Below are 18,593 nucleotides of genomic sequence, written 5' to 3' on the forward strand. Positions count from 1 at the left end.
GCCACATCAAGCGCGGCGGCAAGGTGTGGATCAACATCTACCCCGACCGTCCGCTCACGAAGAAGCCCGCGGAGACCCGCATGGGTTCCGGCAAGGGCTCGCCCGAGTGGTGGATCGCGAACGTCAAGCCGGGCCGCGTCCTCTTCGAGGTCGCCGGCGTCGAGGAGTCGCTCGCCAAGGAGGCGCTGACCCGCGCCATCCACAAGCTGCCGCTCAAGGCACGCATCATCACCCGTGAGGAGGGAGACGCCTGATGGCGATCGGCACCAAGACCCTCGCTCCGACCGAGCTCGACTCGTTCGAGGACGGCCGCCTGACGGAGGAGCTCCGGAAGGCGAAGGAGGAGCTCTTCAACCTGCGCTTCCAGTCGGCCACCGGTCAGCTCGAGGCCCACGGTCGAGTCCGCGCCGTCAAGCGCGACATCGCCCGGATCTACACCGTGATGCGCGAGCGCGAGCTCGGCATCCGGGCCACCCCGGCACCCGCCCCGGTCGCCGAGGCGAAGCCGAAGCGCTCCCGCGCCAAGAAGGACGACGGGGCGACCGATACGACCACCGAGACCGCTGACGTGGATGCCACGCAGCCGGCCGCGGAGTCCGAGGAGACGAAGTAATGGCGAAGGCTCAGGAGGCCACGGCTGCGGCCGCCGGTCACGGCAGCGCCGGTCACGAGAGTGGCGCGCACGACATCCGCGACGAGAGCGCCCGCGGCTACCGCAAGACCCGCCGCGGCTACGTGGTCAGCGACAAGATGGACAAGACCATCGTCGTCGAGGTCGAGGACCGCGTGAAGCACCCGCTGTACGGCAAGGTCATCCGCCGCACCAGCAAGGTGAAGGCGCACGACGAGGTCGGCTCCGCCGGCATCGGTGACCTCGTGCTCATCAGCGAGACCCGGCCGCTGTCGGCCACGAAGCGCTGGCGCCTCGTCGAGGTCCTCGAGAAGGCGAAGTGACCCGATGATCCAGCAGGAGTCCAGAGTCAAGGTCGCCGACAACACCGGCGCCAAAGAGCTGCTCACGATCCGTGTCATGGGCGGCTCCGGCCGTCGCTACGCCGGTCTCGGCGACACCATCGTCGCGACCGTCAAGGACGCGATCCCGGGCGGCAACGTCAAGAAGGGCGACGTCGTCAAGGCAGTCATCGTCCGCACCGTCAAGGAGACCCGTCGTCCCGACGGCTCCTACATCAAGTTCGACGAGAACGCCGCCGTCATCCTCAAGAACGACGGCGATCCCCGCGGGACGCGCATCTTCGGTCCGGTCGGTCGCGAGCTCCGCGACAAGAAGTTCATGAAGATCATCTCGCTCGCACCGGAGGTGATCTGATCATGGCCAAGATCAAGAAGGGCGATCTCGTCCAGGTGATCGCAGGAGCCACGCAGGCGCGCGGCGGCGACCGCGGCAAGCAGGGCAAGGTCCTCGAGGTCCTCGTCGAGCGCAACCGCGTCGTGGTCGAGGGCGTCAACTTCGTCACCAAGCACGAGCGCGTCGGCCAGACCCAGCGCGGCACCAGGACGGGTGGTCTCGAGACGGTCGAGGCGCCGATCCACATCTCGAACGTCGCCGTCGTCGACCCCGACTCGAAGAAGCCGACCCGGGTCGGCCACCGGGTCGAGACGAAGACGGTCGACGGCGTCACGAAGACCGTTCGCGTCCGGTACGCGAAGAAGTCCGGGAAGGACCTGTAACCCATGACGGACACCACTGTTGCGCCGACTGAGACCCCTTCCTCCAACGAAAAGGGTCAGCCGCGCCTGAAGCAGAAGTACCGCTCGGAGATCGTGCCGAACCTCCAGAAGGAGTTCGGGTTCTCCAACGTGCACCAGGTCCCCGGCCTCGTGAAGGTCGTCGTGAACACCGGCGTCGGCGAGGCCGCCCGCGACGGCAAGATCATCGACGGCGCGGTCACCGACCTCACCAAGATCACCGGTCAGAAGCCGCAGGTCACGAAGGCCCGCAAGTCCATCGCGCAGTTCAAGCTGCGCGAGGGCCAGCCGATCGGTGCCCACGTCACGCTGCGCGGCGATCGGGCATGGGAGTTCCTCGACCGTCTCGTGACGCTCGCGCTGCCCCGCATCCGCGACTTCCGCGGCCTGTCCGACCGTCAGTTCGACGGCAACGGCAACTACACCTTCGGTCTGACCGAGCAGAGCGTGTTCCACGAGATCGACCAGGACCGCATCGACCGGGTCCGCGGCTTCGACATCACCGTGGTCACCACCGCGAAGACCGACGACGAGGGCCGGGCCCTGCTCCGCGCTCTCGGATTCCCGTTCCGCGCCGCCTCCTAGCGCGTGACACGCCCCTGGTCACAGGGGTCCGTACGAGGTCCGGGACCTTCCCGGAAACCTGACGAAAGAAGTACTCCATGACCATGACCGATCCGGTCGCGGACCTGCTCACGCGGGTGCGCAACGCGAACTCGGCCTTCCACGAGACGGTGACCCTGCCGCACTCGAAGCTGAAGGCGCGCATCGCGGACATCCTGAAGGACGAGGGCTACATCGCCGACTGGAGCGTCGCCGACGCCCGCGTCGGCAAGACCCTGACGCTCGACCTCAAGTACGGCCCCAACCGCGAGCGGTCGATCGCCGGCATCAAGCGCGTCTCGAAGCCCGGCCTCCGCGTCTACGCGAAGTCCACCGAGCTGCCCACGGTGCTCGGCGGCCTCGGCGTCGCGATCCTGTCCACCTCCTCCGGCCTCCTCACGGACCGCCAGGCGACCAAGAAGGGCGTAGGCGGAGAAGTCATCGCCTACGTGTGGTGAGCTGACATGTCGCGAATCGGACGACTTCCCATCGACATCCCCTCGGGCGTCGACGTGACCATCGACGGCGCCGCGGTGACGGTCAAGGGCCCCAAGGGCACCCTGAACCACACCGTGCCGGCGCCGTTGATCGCGTCCATCGAAGAGGGCAAGGTCATCGTGACCAGGCCGGACGACGAGCGCCGCTCCAAGTCGCTGCACGGCCTGACCCGCACGCTGATCGCCAACCAGGTCATCGGCGTGACGCAGGGGTACTCCAAGGGCCTCGAGGTCGTCGGTACCGGCTACCGCGTGCAGGCCCGCGGCACGAGCATCGAGTTCGCACTCGGCTTCTCGCACCCCGTGCTCGTCGAGCCGCCCGCCGGCATCTCCTTCACGGTCGAGGGCAACAACAGGCTCACCGTGTCGGGCATCGACAAGCAGGCCGTCGGCGAGACCGCCGCGAACATCCGCAAGATCCGCAAGCCCGAGCCCTACAAGGGCAAGGGCGTCCGGTACGCCGGCGAGAACGTGCGCCGCAAGGCCGGGAAGAGTGGGAAGTAACCATGGCGAACACCTCTCGCTCCGCCGCGCGTGACAAGCGCCACACGCGGCTCCGCAAGCGCATCTCCGGCACGGCGGTCGCACCGCGTCTCGTCGTGAACCGGTCCGCCCGGCACATCTTCGTACAGGTCGTGGACGACTCCGTCGGCCGCACCCTGGCCTCCGCTTCGACGCTGGAGGCGGACTTCCGTGCCTCGTCGGACGACAAGACCGCGAAGGCCAAGCGCGTCGGCGAACTCGTCGCCGAGCGCGCGAAGGCCGCCGGCATCGACTCCGTCGTGTTCGATCGCGGCGGCAACAAGTACGCGGGACGCGTGGCGGCTGTGGCCGACGGCGCCCGGGAAGGCGGGCTGAGCCTGTGAGCACTGCATCTGATTCCAACGGCACCGACACCACTCCGGAGACCCCCGAGGCCACGGAGCCGACCGACGCCGCCACGACGACGGAGGCTGCTGAGACGAGCGACGCCGGCGAGCTCGCTGCGGCCGTCGCGGCCACGACGGCAACGGCCGCCGAGCCCGTCGTCGAGGCGCCGGTCGAGACCGCTGCCGGTACCGATTCCGTCAGCCGGGACAACCGGTTGAGCCGGGGTCGTGGCGGCCAGAGCGCCGGTGGCGCCGGCGGTGGCCGCAACGAGCGCGGTGGCAACGACCGCGGCGGCCGCGGTGGCCGTGACAACCGGGGCGGGGACAGCAACTTCCTCGAGCGGGTCGTCACGATCAACCGCGTCTCCAAGGTCGTGAAGGGTGGTCGACGCTTCAGCTTCACCGCCCTCGTGATCGTCGGCGACGGCAACGGCACGGTCGGCGTCGGCTACGGCAAGGCCCGTGAGGTCCCCACCGCGATCAGCAAGGGCGTCGAGGAGGCGAAGAAGAACTTCTTCCGCGTCCCGCGCATCGCCGCGTCGATCCCGCACCCCGTGCAGGGCGAGGCTGCTGCAGGCGTCGTCCTGCTGCGTCCTGCGGCGCCCGGCACCGGCGTCATCGCCGGTGGTCCGGTCCGCGCCGTGCTCGAGTGCGCCGGTATCCACGACGTGCTGTCGAAGTCCCTCGGCTCGTCGAACACGATCAACATCGTGCATGCGACCGTCGCCGCGCTGAAGCAGCTCGAGGAGCCCGCCGCGGTCGCCGGTCGCCGCGGTCTCGACATCGACCGGGTCGTCCCCGCCCGCCTCCTGCGCATGCAGGACGCGGCCGCAGCGGCCCAGAAGGCGAGCGCCTGATGGCCACGACGCTGCGAATCACCCAGATCAAGTCCAAGGTGAGCGAGAAGCAGAACCAGCGCGACACGCTGCGTTCGCTCGGTCTGAAGCGGATCGGACGGACCGTCGAGCGTCCGGACACGCCCCAGAACCGCGGCTATGTCCGCGCCGTCGCCCACCTCGTCAAGGTTGAGGAGATCGACTGATGGCTGAACTCAAGAAGGTCGCCGCCGCCGAATCCAGTGGAGACGGCAAGGCGGAGAAGGTCAACCTGCTCAAGGTCCACCACCTCCGTCCCGCCCCCGGCGCGAAGAAGTCCCGCATGCGGGTCGGCCGCGGTGAGGGCTCGAAGGGCAAGACCGCAGGTCGCGGCACCAAGGGCACGAAGGCGCGCTACGGCGTGCGTGCGGGCCTCGAGGGCGGCAACCTGAACTTCGTCATGCGGTCGCCGAAGCTCAAGGGCTTCAAGAACCCGTTCCGCGTCGAGTACCAGGTCGTGAACCTGGAGAAGCTCGCCGTGCTCTACCCGCAGGGCGGCGACGTCACCGTCGCCGATCTGGTCGCCAGGGGCGCCGTGCGGAAGAACCAGTTGGTCAAGGTCCTCGGCTCCGGAGACATCGCGGTTAGTCTGAACGTCGCTGTCGACAAGGTGTCCGAGTCGGCGCAGCAGAAGATCGTGGCCGCAGGCGGCTCGGTCGGCTGATCTGCATCGTGTCGGGGCTTCCGCTTGACGGCGGAGGCCCCGACCCATGTCAGGCCAACCAAAGGTGTTGAGGGAGACAAGTGCTCAGTGCTGTCGCGCGGATCTTCCGCACGCCCGACCTGCGCCGCAAGGTGCTGTTCACCCTCGCGATCATCGCGATCTTCCGGCTCGGCTCGTTCGTGCCGGCACCGTTCGTGGACTTCTCGAACGTGCGCAGCTGCCTCGCGAGCCAGTCCTCGTCCGCGAGCGGGCTCTACACGCTCGTCAACGTGCTGTCCGGCGGTGCGCTGCTGCAGCTGTCGATCTTCGCGCTCGGCATCATGCCGTACATCACGTCGTCGATCATCGTGCAGCTGCTCCGCGTGGTCATCCCTCGCTTCGAGGTCCTCTACAAGGAGGGCCAGGAGGGGCAGGCGCGCCTGACGCAGTACACGCGCTACCTCACGATCGCGCTCGGCATCCTCCAGTCGACGACGCTGATCACGGTCGCCCGCAGCGGCGCGCTGTTCGGCAGCGGCTCGAGCACGAACGCGGCCTGCTCGTCGCTGATCTCGAACACGGCGTGGTGGGCCACCGTGCTGATGGTGCTGACGATGACGGCCGGCACCGGTCTGATCATGTGGATGGGTGAGCTCATCACCGAGCGCGGTGTCGGCAACGGCATGTCGCTGCTGATCTTCACGGCCATCGCCGCCCGCTTCCCGCAGTCGATCATCGCCATCGGTCAGGCGCAGAGCCCCGAGGTCGCGGTCGTCGTCGTGCTGATCGGTGTCGTCATCGTGGGGCTGGTCGTCTACGTCGAGCAGTCGCAGCGGCGGATCCCCGTCGAGTACGCGAAGCGGATGGTGGGCCGCAGGACCTACGGCGGCAACAACACCTACATCCCGATCAAGGTGAACATGGCGGGCGTCGTGCCGGTCATCTTCGCCTCGAGCCTGCTGTACCTGCCCGCGCTGATCGCGCAGTTCAACCAGCCGAGGGACGGTTCCGCGCCCGCGCCCTGGGTGACGTGGATCCAGAACTACCTGACCACCGGTGACCACCCGCTGTACATGGCGATGTACTTCCTGCTCATCGTCGGGTTCACGTACTTCTACGTCGCGATCACCTTCAACCCGGAGGAGGTCGCGGACAACATGAAGAAGTACGGCGGCTTCATACCGGGCATCCGCGCCGGCCGGCCGACGGCCGAGTACCTCGACTACGTGCTGACCCGCGTGACGCTGCCCGGCTCGATCTACCTCGGGCTGCTCGCGCTGATCCCGCTGGTCGCCTTCGTGGCCATCGGTGCGAACTCGAACTTCCCGTTCGGCGGCGCCTCGCTGCTGATCATCGTGGGTGTCGGGCTCGAGACCGTGAAGCAGATCGACTCGCAGCTGCAGCAACGGCACTACGAGGGCCTGCTCCGCTGATGCGCATGCTGCTCATCGGCCCTCCGGGAGCCGGGAAGGGTACGCAGGCCGTGCGCGTCGCGGAGTCGTACGGCATCCCGGCGATCTCGACCGGCGACATCTTCCGCGCCAACGTGGCGCAGGGCACGCCGCTCGGGCTGCAGGCCAAGGAGTACATGGATCGCGGCGCCTACGTGCCCGACGATCTGACGAACGCGCTCGTGCTCGACCGACTGGCGCACAGCGACGCGGGTGCCGGCTTCCTGCTCGACGGCTTCCCCCGGACGCTGCCGCAGGTGCACACGCTCGATTCGACGCTCGAGGAGACCGCCGGAGGGCTCGATGCGGTGATCCAGCTGGTCATCGACACCGATGCGGTCGTCGAGCGGCTGCTGAAGCGAGCGAAGGACCAGGGCCGCAGCGACGACACGGAGGACGTGATCCGCAAGCGGCTCGAGGTGTACCAGGAGCAGACCCATCCGCTCGTGGCCGTCTACGCCCAGCGCGGCGTGCTCGTCAGCGTCGACGCGGTCGGGTCCGTCGACGAGGTCACCGATCGCATCTCCGGGGCGCTCAGCGGTCGGGTGCAGGGGTCGGACTAGTACGCCTTCGGCGGGGGACCCAGCGTGGTTGCGTTGTTGAGGCTTTCGTTTTGAAGGAGATCCGGCCTTCCGAGCTTGGAGCCCCTCCGAGATTCGGCACCGGATCTCCTTCACAACGCACTCTGGGTCCCAGCCATGCGGGACCTAGCGCCCGGCTGGTTCGGACCCTCTCCCGATCTGGGCTAAGATCGCCTGTCGGCCATGCATGCCCTGTTTCCCGGGCTGCGTACCGCCGACCCGTCTGCAGGGCATCCGCCCGGCGGACGTCCCGCATGACCAGTGATCGATCGTGGATCGCCGCTCGTCGGTCATCCACAACAAGTGACGAAGTGAGGCTATGGCCAAGAAAGACGGTGTCATCGAGATCGAAGGCGCGGTGGTCGAAGCACTGCCCAATGCCATGTTCCGTGTGGAGCTGAGCAACGGGCACAAGGTGCTTGCGCACATCTCGGGCAAGATGCGGCAGCACTACATCCGCATCCTCCCCGAGGACCGAGTCATCGTCGAGCTGAGCCCGTACGACTTGACCCGCGGCCGGATCGTCTACCGGTACAAGTAGTCCATCGCCGGTCCGTCGCACGATCGCTGAGAAGTAACGGCCGACCGGTCACCCGGGCGGTACGAGGACAGCGAGAAGAGGAACTCCCATGAAGGTCGCGCCTTCCGTCAAACCCATCTGCGAGCACTGCCGGGTGATCCGCCGTCACGGCCGGGTCATGGTCATCTGCTCCGTGAACGTGCGTCACAAGCAGCGTCAGGGCTGACAGCCAGACCCCACAACAGAACACATCGGCAGCACCAGAACCCTCCGCACGCGGAGGGGGACACCCCGGGTCGGAGGCTCGGGCACCGGCGCTGCTCCACACCTCCGGATCCTTCCCCTAGGAGATCAGCATGGCGAGACTCGCCGGCGTCGACATCCCGCGTGAGAAGCGCGTGGAGATCGCACTCACCTACATCTACGGCGTGGGACGCACCCGCGCAGCCGAGACGCTGAAGGCGACGGGCGTCAGCCCCGACACCCGCGTCCGCAACCTCACGGACGACGAGCTCATCGCCCTCCGCGATCACATCGAAGGGGCCTACAAGGTGGAGGGCGACCTCCGCCGCGAGGTCGCCGCCGACATCCGCCGCAAGGTCGAGATCGGCTCCTACCAGGGTATCCGCCACCGTCGCGGCCTGCCCGTCCACGGCCAGCGCACGAAGACGAACGCGCGCACCCGCAAGGGTCCGAAGCGCACCGTCGCCGGCAAGAAGAAGGCCGGGCGCAAGTAGCGCTCCCGCCTCCCACACCCACTTCGTAGGAGAGATCAGCTCATGGCAGCACCGAAGGCGGCTCGCAAGCCGCGTCGTAAAGAGAAGAAGAACATCGCGATCGGGCAAGCCCACATCAAGTCGACGTTCAACAACACGATCGTCTCGATCACCGACACCACGGGTGCCGTGATCAGCTGGGCCTCGTCCGGCGGCGTCGGCTTCAAGGGCTCGCGCAAGTCGACGCCGTTCGCGGCGCAGCTCGCCGCCGAGTCCGCGGCCCGTCAGGCGCAGGAGCACGGCATGAAGAAGGTCGACGTGTTCGTGAAGGGCCCCGGCTCCGGCCGCGAGACCGCGATCCGGTCCCTCCAGGCCGCCGGCCTCGAGGTCGGTTCGATCAACGACGTGACGCCGCAGGCGCACAACGGCGTCCGTCCGCCCAAGCGCCGCCGCGTCTGAGCTCGGCGGACTCTTCGTTTTGTAGGACGCTCCGTCCTACAAAACGGAGAGTCCTGCCTCGCAAGCCTCCGGAGCCCTCCGGAATTCACCCCTCTGTGTCATATATCGGACACGAAAGGACACGATCGTGCTCATCGCACAGCGCCCCACCCTCGCCGAGGAGCCCATCAGCGAGTTCCGCTCGCGGTTCGTCATCGAGCCGCTCGAGCCGGGCTTCGGCTACACCCTCGGCAACTCCCTCCGTCGCACGCTGCTCTCCTCGATCCCTGGCGCGGCCGTCACGTCCATCCGGCTCGAGGGCGTCCAGCACGAGTTCACGACGATCCCCGGTGTCAAGGAGGACGTCACCGAGATCATCCTGAACATCAAGCAGCTGGTCGTCTCCTCCGAGCACGACGAGCCGATCACCGCCTACCTGCGCAAGCAGAGCGAGGGGCCCGTCACGGCTGCGGACATCTCGGCGCCCGCCGGCGTCGAGATCCACAACCCGGACCTCCTCATCGCGACGCTGAACGACAAGGCGCGCTTCGACCTGGAGCTCACGATCGAGCGCGGCCGGGGCTACGTGTCCGCGACGCAGAACCGCAGCGAGTTCAGCGAGGCCGGCCAGATCCCGGTCGACTCGATCTACTCGCCGGTCCTCAAGGTCACCTACCGCGTCGAGGCGACGCGTGCCGGTGAGCGCACCGACTTCGACCGCCTCGTCGTCGACGTCGAGAGCAAGCCGGCGATCACGCCGCGCGACGCGATCGCGTCGGCCGGCCGCACCCTGACCGAGCTCTTCGGTCTCGCCCGCGAGCTGAACACCGCGGCCGAGGGCATCGAGATCGGCCCGGCCCCGGTGGACCAGCTGGTGTCCTCCGAGCTGTCGATGCCGATCGAGGACCTGGACCTGTCCGTCCGGTCCTACAACTGCCTCAAGCGCGAGGGCATCAACACGGTGAGCGAGCTCGTCTCCCTCAGCGAGACGCAGCTGATGAACATCCGCAACTTCGGGCAGAAGTCGGTCGACGAGGTCAAGGACAAGCTCGTCGAGCTCGGCTTGTCCCTCAAGGACGCCGTGCCCGGCTTCGACGGCACGCACTTCTACTCCGCTTACGACGACGAGGAGAACGCATAATGCCCAGACCTGCCAAGGGTCCCCGCCTCGGGAGCGGACCCGCGCACGAGCGCCTGCTCCTCGCTCAGCTGGCCTCCCAGCTGTTCGAACACCGCTCGATCCAGACGACCGAGGCGAAGGCCAGGCGCCTCCGTCCCATCGCCGAGCGGTACATCACCTTCGCGAAGCGGGGCGACCTGCACTCGCGGCGTCGAGTGATGCGCAGCATCGGTGACAAGACCGTCGTGCACGAGCTCTTCACGGAGATCGCGCCGCTGGTCGCCGAGCGCCAGGGCGGCTACACCCGGATCGTCAAGACCGGGTTCCGCAAGGGCGACAACGCGCCGATGGCCGTGATCGAGCTCGTCCTCGAGCCCGTCACGCCGAAGCGCGCGACACGCACCCGCACAGCGGTCGCCACCGCACCGGTCGCCTCCGACGTGCCGGTCGAGGAGACCGACACCATCGAGGAGTCCGCGCCGGTCGAGCCGGAGGCGGAGACGCCTGAGGCGACCGAGGTGGAGGAGACCGCAGCAGAGACCGCGGACGACGCCCCGGAGGTCGAGGCGCCCGCCGCCGACGAGCCGTCCGTGCCCGACGAGAAGCCGGCGACGCCCGCCTCCTGACCCCGTTTGCCCTCCGGTTTTCATGTTTCAGGAGTTTTGGCGCCGCTGAAGCGACGCCAAAACTCCTGAAAGATGAAAAGCTCCCGACATGGCGAGCGAGGCGACGACCGTCGATGTCGACGGGCCGCATGGGACGCGCACGATGCGGGTGTCGAGCCCATCGCGTGTGGTCTGGCCGGACGCGGGGATCACGAAGCTCGATCTCGTGCACTACTTCGTGGCGGTCGGGGACGCGTTCCTCGCGGCGAACGGCGATCGACCGGTGTCGCTGCAGCGCTTCGGCGGTGACGTGACGGGTGACTCCTACTTCTCCAAGAACCCGCCCAAGGGGGCGCCGGAGTGGATCCGGGCCGTGGAGGTGACCTATCCCTCTGCACGTTCCCACCCGCAGCTCGTCCTGGACGAACCCGCCGCGATCGTCTGGGCGGCGCAGATGAACACGATCGTGTTCCACTCGTGGCCGTCCCGCGCCGCCGCCTCCGACTACCCGGATCAGCTGCGGATCGACCTCGACCCGCAGCCCGGGACGGCGCTGCCCGATGCCGCGCGTGCCGCATTCGGCATGCGCGACGTGCTCGCGGAGGCGGGGCTGACGGCGTTCGTGAAGACGTCGGGGAACCGCGGCCTGCACCTGTACGCGCCGATCCGCCCGGAGTGGGAGTTCCTCGACGTGCGGCACGCGGTGATCGCCGCCGCGCGCGAGCTGGAACGCCGCACCCCCGACGCCGTCACGACGGCGTGGTGGAAGGAGCTCCGCGGCGAGCGGATCTTCCTCGACTTCAACCAGGCGGCGAGGGACCGCACGATCGCGGGCGCCTACAGCCCGCGCCCCCTGCCCGCCGCGTCGGTCTCCTGCCCGATCACGTGGGACGAGCTCGATGCCGGCGTCGATCCCGGCGCGTTCACCGTGCTGACGGTCCCGGATCGCCTGGCCGCCGTCGGGGACCCGTGGGCGAGGATGCACGACGAAGCGGGCGGGCTCGAGACCCTGCTCTCGTGGTGGGAGCGCGACCTCGCGAACGGCGAGGGTGAACTGCCGTTCCCACCCGACTATCCGAAGATGCCGGGGGAGCCGCCCCGCGTGCAGCCCTCCCGAGCCCGCAAGGAGGACTGACCCTCCGTTTTGTAGGAACCTCCGTCCTACAAAACGGAGGGTCAACAGGTCTGGGCGTCGTGGATCAGGTCGAGGGCCGCGCGCAGCGCCACCGCATCGACCTGCCCGGGCGCGCTGGCGGCGCCGACCGTGCCGAACGTGACGGCCGAGCCGAACGTCTCGCCCGCGATGCGGGAGACGACGCCGAGCGGCCCCATCGCCATCGTGATCGCCGGGCGGGCGTCGGCCCGCGCGGCGTACTCGGCCGTCGCGGCGAGCAGCGTCAGCACGTCCTCCGGCGTAGCGGGGGTGATCGCCAGCTTGACGACGTCCGCCCCCAGCGACTCCTGGCGCAGGAGCCGATCGACGATCTCGTCGCGCGAGGGCGTGCCGCGGAGGTCATGGAACGACAGCACGACCGGCTTGCCCGCCGCGTGCGCGGCCTCGACGACGACGTCGACGACCTCGCGGGGAAGCGCCATCTCGACGTCCACCGCAGCCACCCCCTCCGCCGCCACGGCGTCGAGCAGGAGGTCGCGGAAGGCGCCCGGCTCGATCGACGCGCCGCCCCCCTCGGCGGCCGTGCGGAGGGTGAGCAGAACCGGCAGCACGGGATCGAGGACGACCCGCACGAGGTCGACGGCATCCCGCACGGCGCGGATGTCCGCCACCGCGGCGAACCGGTCGATCCGCAGCTCGACGAGGTCAGCCGCCGCCGGACGGATCGACGCCGCCTCGGCCCGCAGCTCGTCGAGCGTCGCCCCCGTCAGCGGGACGCACACCTTCGGACGCCCGGAGCCGACCTCGACCGAGCCGATGCGCACGACGGAGCTCACCGGAGCACCGCGCCGAGGTCGTAGGCGTGCGGCACCTCGAGCTGCTCGAAGGAGCAGGACAGGGCGTCGCGGTCGGGCCGCCAGCGCTCGAACTGGGCGGTGTGGCGGAGGCGCGCGCCCTCCATCTGGTCGTAGCGCACCTCGAGCACCCGCTCCGGGCGGAGGACGACGAAGGAGGTGTCCTTGGAGGAGGAGAACCGGTTCCGCTCACCCTCGCCGCGCACGGGCTCGCCGTCCTCGCCGCGCGCGACCAGCGGCGCGAGGTCGTCGATCAGCTGGTCGCGGACCTGCATCGTGAACGCCGAGACGCCGCCGACCTGCCGCAGCACTCCCTCCGCGTCGTACAGCGACACGAGGAGTGAGCCGACGCCGTGCCCGCTCGCGTGGATGCGGTACCCGGTCGCGATCACGTCGGCGGTGCGGTGGTGCTTGACCTTCAGCATCGTGCGCTTGCCGGGGGAGTAGACCGCGTCGACCGGTTTGGCGACGACGCCGTCGAGTCCCGCGCCCTCGAACTCGGCGAGCCAGCCTGCCGCGAGCTCCGGGTCGTCGGTGACCTGCGAGACGAACAGCGGAGCGGACGGCGACGGCAGCAGCGCCTCGAGCGCCGCTCGCCGCTCGCCGAACGGCGTCCCGAGGAGCGACCGCTCACCCTCCGCCAGCAGGTCGAACGCGATGAAGGATGCCGGGGTCTCCGCTGCGAGCTTCGCGACCCTGGAGGCGGCCGGGTGGATGCGCTGGGACAGCGCCTCCCAGTCGAGCCGCTGCGCCCCGGGCTCGCCGGTCGGGACCACCACCTCGCCGTCCAGCACGCACGGTCCCGGCAGGGCCGCCGCGAGACCCTCGACGAGCTCGGGGAAGTAGCGGGTCAGCGTCTTGCCGCCTCGGCTGCCGATCTCGACCGTCTCGCCGTCGTAGGCGACGATGCCGCGGAACCCGTCCCACTTCGGCTCGTACAGCAGCGCACCGCCACCGGTCGTGGTCGCGGGGACGGCGCTCACCGCCTTCGCGAGCATCGGCTCGATCGTGTGGTCCACGGACAGCGGCATGCGCACATCCTGCCGCGCCGGCGGCGTGCTCCATCCGCCACCATGGAGGCATGGACGGGAGCGTGCGCGTGCGGCTCGACCTCGCGTACGACGGCACCGACTTCTCCGGATGGGCCAAGCAGGCCCACGGCGAACGTACGGTGCAGGGCGTGCTCGAGCAGGCGCTCGCGGTCGCGGTCGGGCGCGCGGACGGCCCCGCACCTCGGCTCGTCGTCGCCGGCCGCACGGACACCGGCGTGCACGCGGCAGGTCAGGTCGCGCACGTCGACCTGACCCCGGAGCAGCTCGCAGCCCTGACGCGCCGGCACGACGGCCAGGGGGAGGTCGATGCGGTCGCCCGGCGACTGACCGGGCTGCTGAACGTCGACGGCGACGTCGTCGTGCACCGCTCCTCCATCGCGCCGCCGGGGTTCGACGCCCGGTTCAGCGCGACCCACCGCCGCTACCGGTACCGGATCGCGGATCGGCTCACCGCGCGCGACCCGGTCGACCGCCGTCGCACGATGAGCTACCCGCGCACGCTCGACGACGAGCTGATGCGCGCAGCGGTCGCCGCGGTCACCGGTCTGCACGACTTCGCGGCCTACTGCAAGCCCCGCCCCGGCGGAACGACCATCCGCGACCTGCGGTCCCTCACCTGGGCGCGCGACCCCTCCGGCGTCCTCGTCGCCGAGGTCCTGGCGGACGCGTTCTGCCACAACATGGTCCGCGCCCTGGTCGGCGCGAGCATCGCCGTCGGCACCGGCAGGATCGCACCGGAGCGCATGGCGGCGCTGCTCGAGGAGCCGATTCGGTCGAACGAGTTCCCGGTCGCTCCGGCGTACGGGCTCACCCTCGTCGAGGTCGGCTATCCGTCCGACGATGCGCTGGCGGACCAGGCGCGGCGGACCCGAGCGCTCCGCGCCCTGCCCTGATCGGAGGCGGTCGTGGGCCAGCAGGAAGTCGGGTACTCTTGACCGGCCCTGCAGGAACGCTCCTGCTCGGCTTCGAGCCCTCCATCGCTCGTTCCGACGTCTGCCACTGCCCATTGGGCACGACACGTCATGGAACCGGCAGCGGAGCGGGATCCACGACCACCTCGAACAGGAAGCGTGCACACAGTGACGCGTACGTACAGCCCCAAGGCGAGCGAGATCACCCATGACTGGGTCGTCATCGACGCCACCGACGTCGTGCTGGGCCGCCTCGCCAGCCACGCCGCCGCCCTCCTCCGCGGCAAGCACAAGGCGACCTTCGCCCCGCACCTCGACAGCGGTGACTTCGTCATCATCGTGAACGCCGAGAAGGTGGCCCTCACGGGCTCGAAGCGCGACGAGAAGATCGCCTACCGCCACTCGGGCTACCCGGGTGGTCTGACGGCAACGAAGTACTCCGAGCTGCTCGAGAAGGACCCGGCCCGTACCGTCGAGAAGTCGATCCGCGGCATGCTGCCGAAGAACTCGCTCGGCCGCGCCCAGATCAAGAAGCTGAAGGTCTACGCGGGCGCCGAGCACCCGCACGCCGCGCAGCAGCCCACGCCCTACACCCTGACCCAGGTCGCCCAGTAGGGCCCGGAAGAGACAGCACAGACCATGGCACAGATCGCAGATTCCATCGACATCCCGTCGACGTTCACCACCTCCTCCACGCCGGAGGCCGCCCCCGCCGTCGAGCGCCCGCCGCTCACCGTCCCGGGAGCCGCAGTCGGCCGCCGCAAGCAGGCCATCGCCCGCGTCCGGCTCATCCCCGGCAGCGGCACGATCACGGTCAACGGCCGCACGTTCGAGGACTACTTCCCGAACAAGCTGCACCAGCAGCTGATCAACGACCCCTTCACGATCCTGCAGCTCACGGGCGCCTACGACGTCATCGCGAAGATCTCCGGTGGTGGCCCCTCCGGCCAGGCCGGAGCGCTCCGCCTCGGCATCGCGCGGTCGCTGAACCAGATCGACGAGGAGAACAACCGGTCCGGCCTGAAGAAGGCCGGCTTCCTGAGCCGTGACGCGCGGGTCAAGGAGCGCAAGAAGGCCGGGCTGAAGAAGGCGCGCAAGGCGCCGCAGTTCTCCAAGCGCTGATCAGCGGGCAGCACCACCGGTCGATGCCCAGGCTCTTCGGCACGGACGGCGTGCGCGGTCTCGCCAACCGCGAGGTCACGGCCGAGCTGGCCATGTCCCTCGCGCAGGCGGCCGCGCACGTGCTCGGCGACGGCCCCCGGTCGCAACGCCGGCGACCCATCGCCGTGCTCGCCCGCGATCCGCGCATCTCCGGCGAGTTCATCTCGGCGGCGGTCGCGGCAGGACTCGCGGGTTCCGGTGTCGACGTGTTCGACGCGGGCGTCATCCCGACGCCCGCTGCGGCGTTCCTGGTGGCCGACATCCGCGCCGACTTCGGCGTGATGATCAGCGCCTCCCACAACCCGGCCCCGGACAACGGGATCAAGATCTTCGCCGCCGGAGGCACGAAGCTGCCGGACGAGACCGAGGACCGCATCCAGGCCGCGATGGCCGAGCCGCCGCTCGCGCCGGTCGGCGGCGAGGTAGGCAGGATCCGGCGGTTCGCGGACGCCGAGGACCGGTACGTCGTGCACCTCATCGAGTCGATGCCGCACCGCCTCGACGGTCTCACCGTGGTCCTCGACTGCGCGAACGGCGCGGCGGCGGGGGTGTCGCCGGAGGTGTTCCATCTCGCGGGCGCCGAGGTCATCCCGATCGGCAACGACCCCGACGGCATGAACATCAACGACGGAGTCGGGTCGACGCACCTCGACCGGCTCGCCGCGGAGGTGATCCGCACGGGCGCCGATGTCGGGATCGCCCACGACGGCGACGCGGACCGCTGCCTCGCGGTCGACGCGGACGGGCGGATCATCGACGGCGATCGGATCATGGCGATCCTCGCGAAGTCGATGCTGGCCCGCGGCGTCCTGCGTGAGGACACCCTCGTCGCGACCGTCATGAGCAACATCGGCCTGCTCCGCTCCATGGAGGCGGCCGGGATCACGGTGCTGCAGACGCGGGTCGGTGATCGCTACGTGCTGGAGGAGCTGGGGGCGCGCAACCTGTCGCTCGGCGGCGAGCAGTCCGGCCACGTGATCATGGCCGACTTCGCCACCACCGGCGACGGCCTGCTCACCGGTCTGCACCTGATGGCGGAGATGGCGGGCAGCGGCAGGACCCTCGCCGAGCTCGCCGCGGAGACTACGATCTATCCGCAGGTGCTGCTGAACGTGAGTGATGTCGATCGGCACCGCGCCGGCGACGACGCGGTGCTGCTGGCCGCGGTGGCCGATGCGGAGCGGCAGCTCGGCGACACGGGGCGCGTGCTCCTCCGCCCCTCCGGTACCGAGCCGGTCGTCCGCGTGATGGTGGAGGCCGCCGAGCTCGCCACGGCGGAGGCGGTCGCCGCGGCGCTGGCCGAGGTCGTCCGCGACCGGCTCGCACTCCCGTGAGCCGCGTCGCGCCCCTCGCCGATCCGGCGGACCGGCGTCGGGGCATCCGGCGCATCGCCGTCGTCGGCGCGGTGCTGACCCTGCCCCAGCTGATCGCCGCCTGGCTCGTGCTCCCCTCCGGCTGGGAACTCGTCTCCCTGGTGCTGCCGTTCGTCTACGTCGCCGGAGTGCTCGTGCTGTCCGTCGCCGCGACCAGGGCGTGGAAGCTGCGATCCGAGCGGCTGCTGCCGATCGCGGTGGCCGGCGTGGCCTGCATCGTGGTCGCAACGGTGCTGTTCTCGGTCTGGCCGCCCGATCAGGCGCAGTACCTCGACACCGGCACGGTGCTCGTGCCGTTCGGCCGTGGGCTGCACCTGGAGTACCTGTTCGTGCTCGTCGGTGCGCTGTGGCAGTTCGGCCTGTTCGTGCTCGTCGGCTCGATCGGCTCCGCCCTCACGCGTCAGCGGACCGGTCGCGCCGCCCGCTGAGGCAGTGTTCGCGGATCAGGGGATTCGGGAGGCGCGGAGCGCCCCCGAATCCCCTGATCCGCGAACACCCGTCAGATCTTGCGGAGGAGGACCGAGCGGACCGCGTGGTCCTCGGACTTCTTCAGCACCAGCGTCGCGCGGGACCGGGTCGGGAGGATGTTGTCCCGCAGGTTCGGCTCGTTGATCGACGTCCAGTAGCTCATCGCGGTCGCGCGGGACTCCTCCGGCGTCAGGTCCGCGAACCGGTGGAAGTACGAGCTCGGGTCCGCGAACGACGCGGTCTGCAGCCGCTCGAAGCGGCGGACGTACCATTCGGCGATGTCCTGGGTCCTCGCGTCGACGTAGACGCCGAAGTCGAACAGATCGCTGACGGCGAGGCCGTTCCTGCTCGGCGCCTGCAGCACGTTCAGCCCCTCGACGATGAGGACGTCCGGCCTGCGGATCACGATCTCGGCGCCGGAGACGATGTCGTACTGCTCGTGGGAGTAGAACGGCGCACGGACCTCCTCCGTGCCGCTCTTCACCGCGGTGACGAAGCGCAGCAGGCCCCGACGGTCGAACGACTCGGGGAACCCCTTCCGGTCGAGGATGCCGCGGCGCTCCAGCTCCGCGTTCGGGTGCAGGAACCCGTCGGTCGGCACCAGCTCCACCTTCGGGGTGTCGTCCCAGCGTGCCAGCAGCTCCCGGAGGAGGCGGGCGACCGTCGACTTGCCGACGGCGACCGAGCCCGCGACGCCGATCACGAACGGAGTCGTCTCCGCGCGGGTGCCGAGGAACGCGCTGGTGCGCGCGTGCAACTGCCTGGCCCCGGTCGCGTAGAGGTTCAGCAGCCTGCTGAGCGGAAGGTAGACCTCGCTGACCTCGTGCTCGTCGAGCGGCTCCCCGAGACCCGCGAGCCGGTGCAGCTCCGCCGGTGACAGGGGCTGCGCCACCCCGGCCGCGAGGGTCGCCCACCGGGAGCGCTCGATCTCGATGAACGGGCTCGGGCCGTGGCCGGAGGCGGGCGCGGTGCGATCCGACACGCTGCCGATCGTAGTGACGACACCTGTCCCCTGATCGGGTGCCGGACTGTGCT

The 18,593-nt window shown here is 69.5% G+C and carries 29 protein-coding genes; 26 read left to right on the forward strand and 3 right to left on the reverse strand.

The genetic code is table 11. The features are described from left to right. The 21 genes from rplP to ligD all read left to right on the forward strand — a co-directional run. Positions 1-254: 50S ribosomal protein L16 (rplP, locus tag ACFE67_RS06425; RefSeq protein ID WP_375406041.1), on the forward strand; the 254-nt coding region annotated here is incomplete at its 5' end. Then, positions 254-613 carry a 50S ribosomal protein L29 gene (rpmC, locus tag ACFE67_RS06430; protein WP_375406042.1) on the forward strand — a complete coding sequence of 120 codons (360 nt, stop codon included), beginning with the start codon at positions 254-256 and terminating at the stop codon, positions 611-613. The genes rplP and rpmC, both read left to right, overlap by 1 nt. Continuing rightward, positions 613-954, forward strand: coding sequence for a 30S ribosomal protein S17 (gene rpsQ, locus ACFE67_RS06435; RefSeq protein ID WP_375406043.1), 342 nt, complete (start codon positions 613-615; stop codon positions 952-954). The genes rpmC and rpsQ overlap by 1 nt, the downstream gene beginning before the upstream one ends. A gap of 4 nt (positions 955-958) precedes the next feature. Continuing rightward, a complete protein-coding gene (gene rplN / locus ACFE67_RS06440; protein ID WP_375406044.1) occupies positions 959-1,327 on the forward strand; it encodes a 50S ribosomal protein L14 in 369 nt (122 codons plus the stop codon). A gap of 2 nt (positions 1,328-1,329) precedes the next feature. Next, positions 1,330-1,689, forward strand: a complete 360-nt coding sequence (gene rplX / locus ACFE67_RS06445; protein WP_375406045.1) for a 50S ribosomal protein L24 — start codon at positions 1,330-1,332, stop codon at positions 1,687-1,689. Positions 1,690-1,692: 3 nt separating this feature from the next. After that, positions 1,693-2,292, forward strand: a complete 600-nt coding sequence (gene rplE / locus ACFE67_RS06450) for a 50S ribosomal protein L5 (RefSeq protein ID WP_375406046.1) — start codon at positions 1,693-1,695, stop codon at positions 2,290-2,292. Between the two features lie 77 nt (positions 2,293-2,369). Continuing rightward, positions 2,370-2,768 carry a 30S ribosomal protein S8 gene (gene rpsH, locus ACFE67_RS06455; protein ID WP_375406047.1) on the forward strand — a complete coding sequence of 133 codons (399 nt, stop codon included), beginning with the start codon at positions 2,370-2,372 and terminating at the stop codon, positions 2,766-2,768. Positions 2,769-2,774: 6 nt separating this feature from the next. Continuing rightward, the gene (gene rplF / locus ACFE67_RS06460) at positions 2,775-3,311 is read left to right on the forward strand and encodes a 50S ribosomal protein L6 (protein ID WP_375406048.1); all 537 of its coding nucleotides are present in this window, start codon (positions 2,775-2,777) and stop codon (positions 3,309-3,311) included. Between the two features lie 2 nt (positions 3,312-3,313). Next, the gene (gene rplR / locus ACFE67_RS06465; protein WP_375406049.1) at positions 3,314-3,673 is read left to right on the forward strand and encodes a 50S ribosomal protein L18; all 360 of its coding nucleotides are present in this window, start codon (positions 3,314-3,316) and stop codon (positions 3,671-3,673) included. A 218-nt stretch (positions 3,674-3,891) separates the two neighbouring features. Beyond that, entirely contained in the window at positions 3,892-4,533 is a 642-nt protein-coding gene (gene rpsE / locus ACFE67_RS06470) for a 30S ribosomal protein S5 (RefSeq protein WP_375406067.1), read from the forward strand. Further along, positions 4,533-4,718 carry a 50S ribosomal protein L30 gene (rpmD, locus tag ACFE67_RS06475; protein WP_375406050.1) on the forward strand — a complete coding sequence of 62 codons (186 nt, stop codon included), beginning with the start codon at positions 4,533-4,535 and terminating at the stop codon, positions 4,716-4,718. The genes rpsE and rpmD overlap by 1 nt, the downstream gene beginning before the upstream one ends. Then, on the forward strand, positions 4,718-5,215 hold the full coding sequence (rplO, locus tag ACFE67_RS06480) for a 50S ribosomal protein L15 (protein ID WP_375406051.1): 498 nt from the start codon (positions 4,718-4,720) through the stop codon (positions 5,213-5,215). Before rpmD ends, rplO begins: the two co-directional genes overlap by 1 nt. 80 nt (positions 5,216-5,295) lie before the next feature. Next, positions 5,296-6,627: a preprotein translocase subunit SecY gene (gene secY, locus ACFE67_RS06485; protein ID WP_375406052.1), complete on the forward strand. Its 1,332-nt coding sequence runs from the start codon at positions 5,296-5,298 to the stop codon at positions 6,625-6,627. Then, the gene (locus ACFE67_RS06490) at positions 6,627-7,208 is read left to right on the forward strand and encodes an adenylate kinase (RefSeq protein WP_375406053.1); all 582 of its coding nucleotides are present in this window, start codon (positions 6,627-6,629) and stop codon (positions 7,206-7,208) included. The genes secY and ACFE67_RS06490 overlap by 1 nt, the downstream gene beginning before the upstream one ends. A 337-nt stretch (positions 7,209-7,545) precedes the next feature. Continuing rightward, entirely contained in the window at positions 7,546-7,767 is a 222-nt protein-coding gene (gene infA, locus ACFE67_RS06495; protein ID WP_055965022.1) for a translation initiation factor IF-1, read from the forward strand. An 88-nt stretch (positions 7,768-7,855) separates the two neighbouring features. Further along, on the forward strand, positions 7,856-7,972 hold the full coding sequence (gene rpmJ, locus ACFE67_RS06500) for a 50S ribosomal protein L36 (protein WP_119480711.1): 117 nt from the start codon (positions 7,856-7,858) through the stop codon (positions 7,970-7,972). Between the two features lie 130 nt (positions 7,973-8,102). Further along, positions 8,103-8,483, forward strand: a complete 381-nt coding sequence (rpsM, locus tag ACFE67_RS06505; RefSeq protein ID WP_375406054.1) for a 30S ribosomal protein S13 — start codon at positions 8,103-8,105, stop codon at positions 8,481-8,483. 42 nt (positions 8,484-8,525) lie between these two features. Then, positions 8,526-8,921 carry a 30S ribosomal protein S11 gene (gene rpsK, locus ACFE67_RS06510; RefSeq protein WP_375406055.1) on the forward strand — a complete coding sequence of 132 codons (396 nt, stop codon included), beginning with the start codon at positions 8,526-8,528 and terminating at the stop codon, positions 8,919-8,921. 127 nt (positions 8,922-9,048) lie between these two features. Further along, complete coding sequence (locus ACFE67_RS06515) at positions 9,049-10,041, forward strand: DNA-directed RNA polymerase subunit alpha (protein WP_375406056.1); 993 nt, start codon at positions 9,049-9,051, stop codon at positions 10,039-10,041. After that, on the forward strand, positions 10,041-10,646 hold the full coding sequence (rplQ, locus tag ACFE67_RS06520; protein ID WP_375406057.1) for a 50S ribosomal protein L17: 606 nt from the start codon (positions 10,041-10,043) through the stop codon (positions 10,644-10,646). Before ACFE67_RS06515 ends, rplQ begins: the two co-directional genes overlap by 1 nt. A gap of 88 nt (positions 10,647-10,734) precedes the next feature. Beyond that, a complete protein-coding gene (gene ligD, locus ACFE67_RS06525) occupies positions 10,735-11,760 on the forward strand; it encodes a non-homologous end-joining DNA ligase (protein ID WP_375406058.1) in 1,026 nt (341 codons plus the stop codon). Between the two features lie 41 nt (positions 11,761-11,801). Here the strand turns inward: ligD and aroD are convergent, their stop codons facing one another. Next, entirely contained in the window at positions 11,802-12,575 is a 774-nt protein-coding gene (gene aroD, locus ACFE67_RS06530; protein ID WP_375406059.1) for a type I 3-dehydroquinate dehydratase, read from the reverse strand. Then, complete coding sequence (locus tag ACFE67_RS06535) at positions 12,572-13,624, reverse strand: ATP-dependent DNA ligase (protein WP_375406060.1); 1,053 nt, start codon at positions 13,622-13,624, stop codon at positions 12,572-12,574. Before ACFE67_RS06535 ends, aroD begins: the two co-directional genes overlap by 4 nt. A 50-nt stretch (positions 13,625-13,674) precedes the next feature. Here ACFE67_RS06535 and ACFE67_RS06540 point away from each other — a divergent pair, with 50 nt between their 5' ends. The 5 genes from ACFE67_RS06540 (at position 13,675) to ACFE67_RS06560 (ending at position 17,518) form a co-directional block, all read left to right on the forward strand. Continuing rightward, a complete protein-coding gene (locus tag ACFE67_RS06540) occupies positions 13,675-14,538 on the forward strand; it encodes a tRNA pseudouridine synthase A (RefSeq protein ID WP_375406061.1) in 864 nt (287 codons plus the stop codon). 186 nt (positions 14,539-14,724) lie between these two features. Beyond that, positions 14,725-15,171, forward strand: a complete 447-nt coding sequence (gene rplM / locus ACFE67_RS06545; RefSeq protein WP_375406062.1) for a 50S ribosomal protein L13 — start codon at positions 14,725-14,727, stop codon at positions 15,169-15,171. Positions 15,172-15,195: 24 nt separating this feature from the next. Then, the gene (rpsI, locus tag ACFE67_RS06550) at positions 15,196-15,678 is read left to right on the forward strand and encodes a 30S ribosomal protein S9 (protein WP_375406063.1); all 483 of its coding nucleotides are present in this window, start codon (positions 15,196-15,198) and stop codon (positions 15,676-15,678) included. Between the two features lie 23 nt (positions 15,679-15,701). Beyond that, positions 15,702-17,051: a phosphoglucosamine mutase gene (gene glmM / locus ACFE67_RS06555; RefSeq protein WP_375406064.1), complete on the forward strand. Its 1,350-nt coding sequence runs from the start codon at positions 15,702-15,704 to the stop codon at positions 17,049-17,051. Next, the gene (locus ACFE67_RS06560) at positions 17,048-17,518 is read left to right on the forward strand and encodes a hypothetical protein (RefSeq protein ID WP_375406065.1); all 471 of its coding nucleotides are present in this window, start codon (positions 17,048-17,050) and stop codon (positions 17,516-17,518) included. Before glmM ends, ACFE67_RS06560 begins: the two co-directional genes overlap by 4 nt. A 71-nt stretch (positions 17,519-17,589) precedes the next feature. On the opposite strand, the gene coaA is transcribed toward ACFE67_RS06560, so the two are convergent. Next, positions 17,590-18,549, reverse strand: coding sequence for a type I pantothenate kinase (gene coaA, locus ACFE67_RS06565; RefSeq protein ID WP_375406068.1), 960 nt, complete (start codon positions 18,547-18,549; stop codon positions 17,590-17,592). Positions 18,550-18,593: the final 44 nt, after the last annotated feature.

The sequence above is a fragment of the uncultured Amnibacterium sp. genome (assembly GCF_964244015.1).
Taxonomy (GTDB): Bacteria; Actinomycetota; Actinomycetes; order Actinomycetales; family Microbacteriaceae; genus Amnibacterium.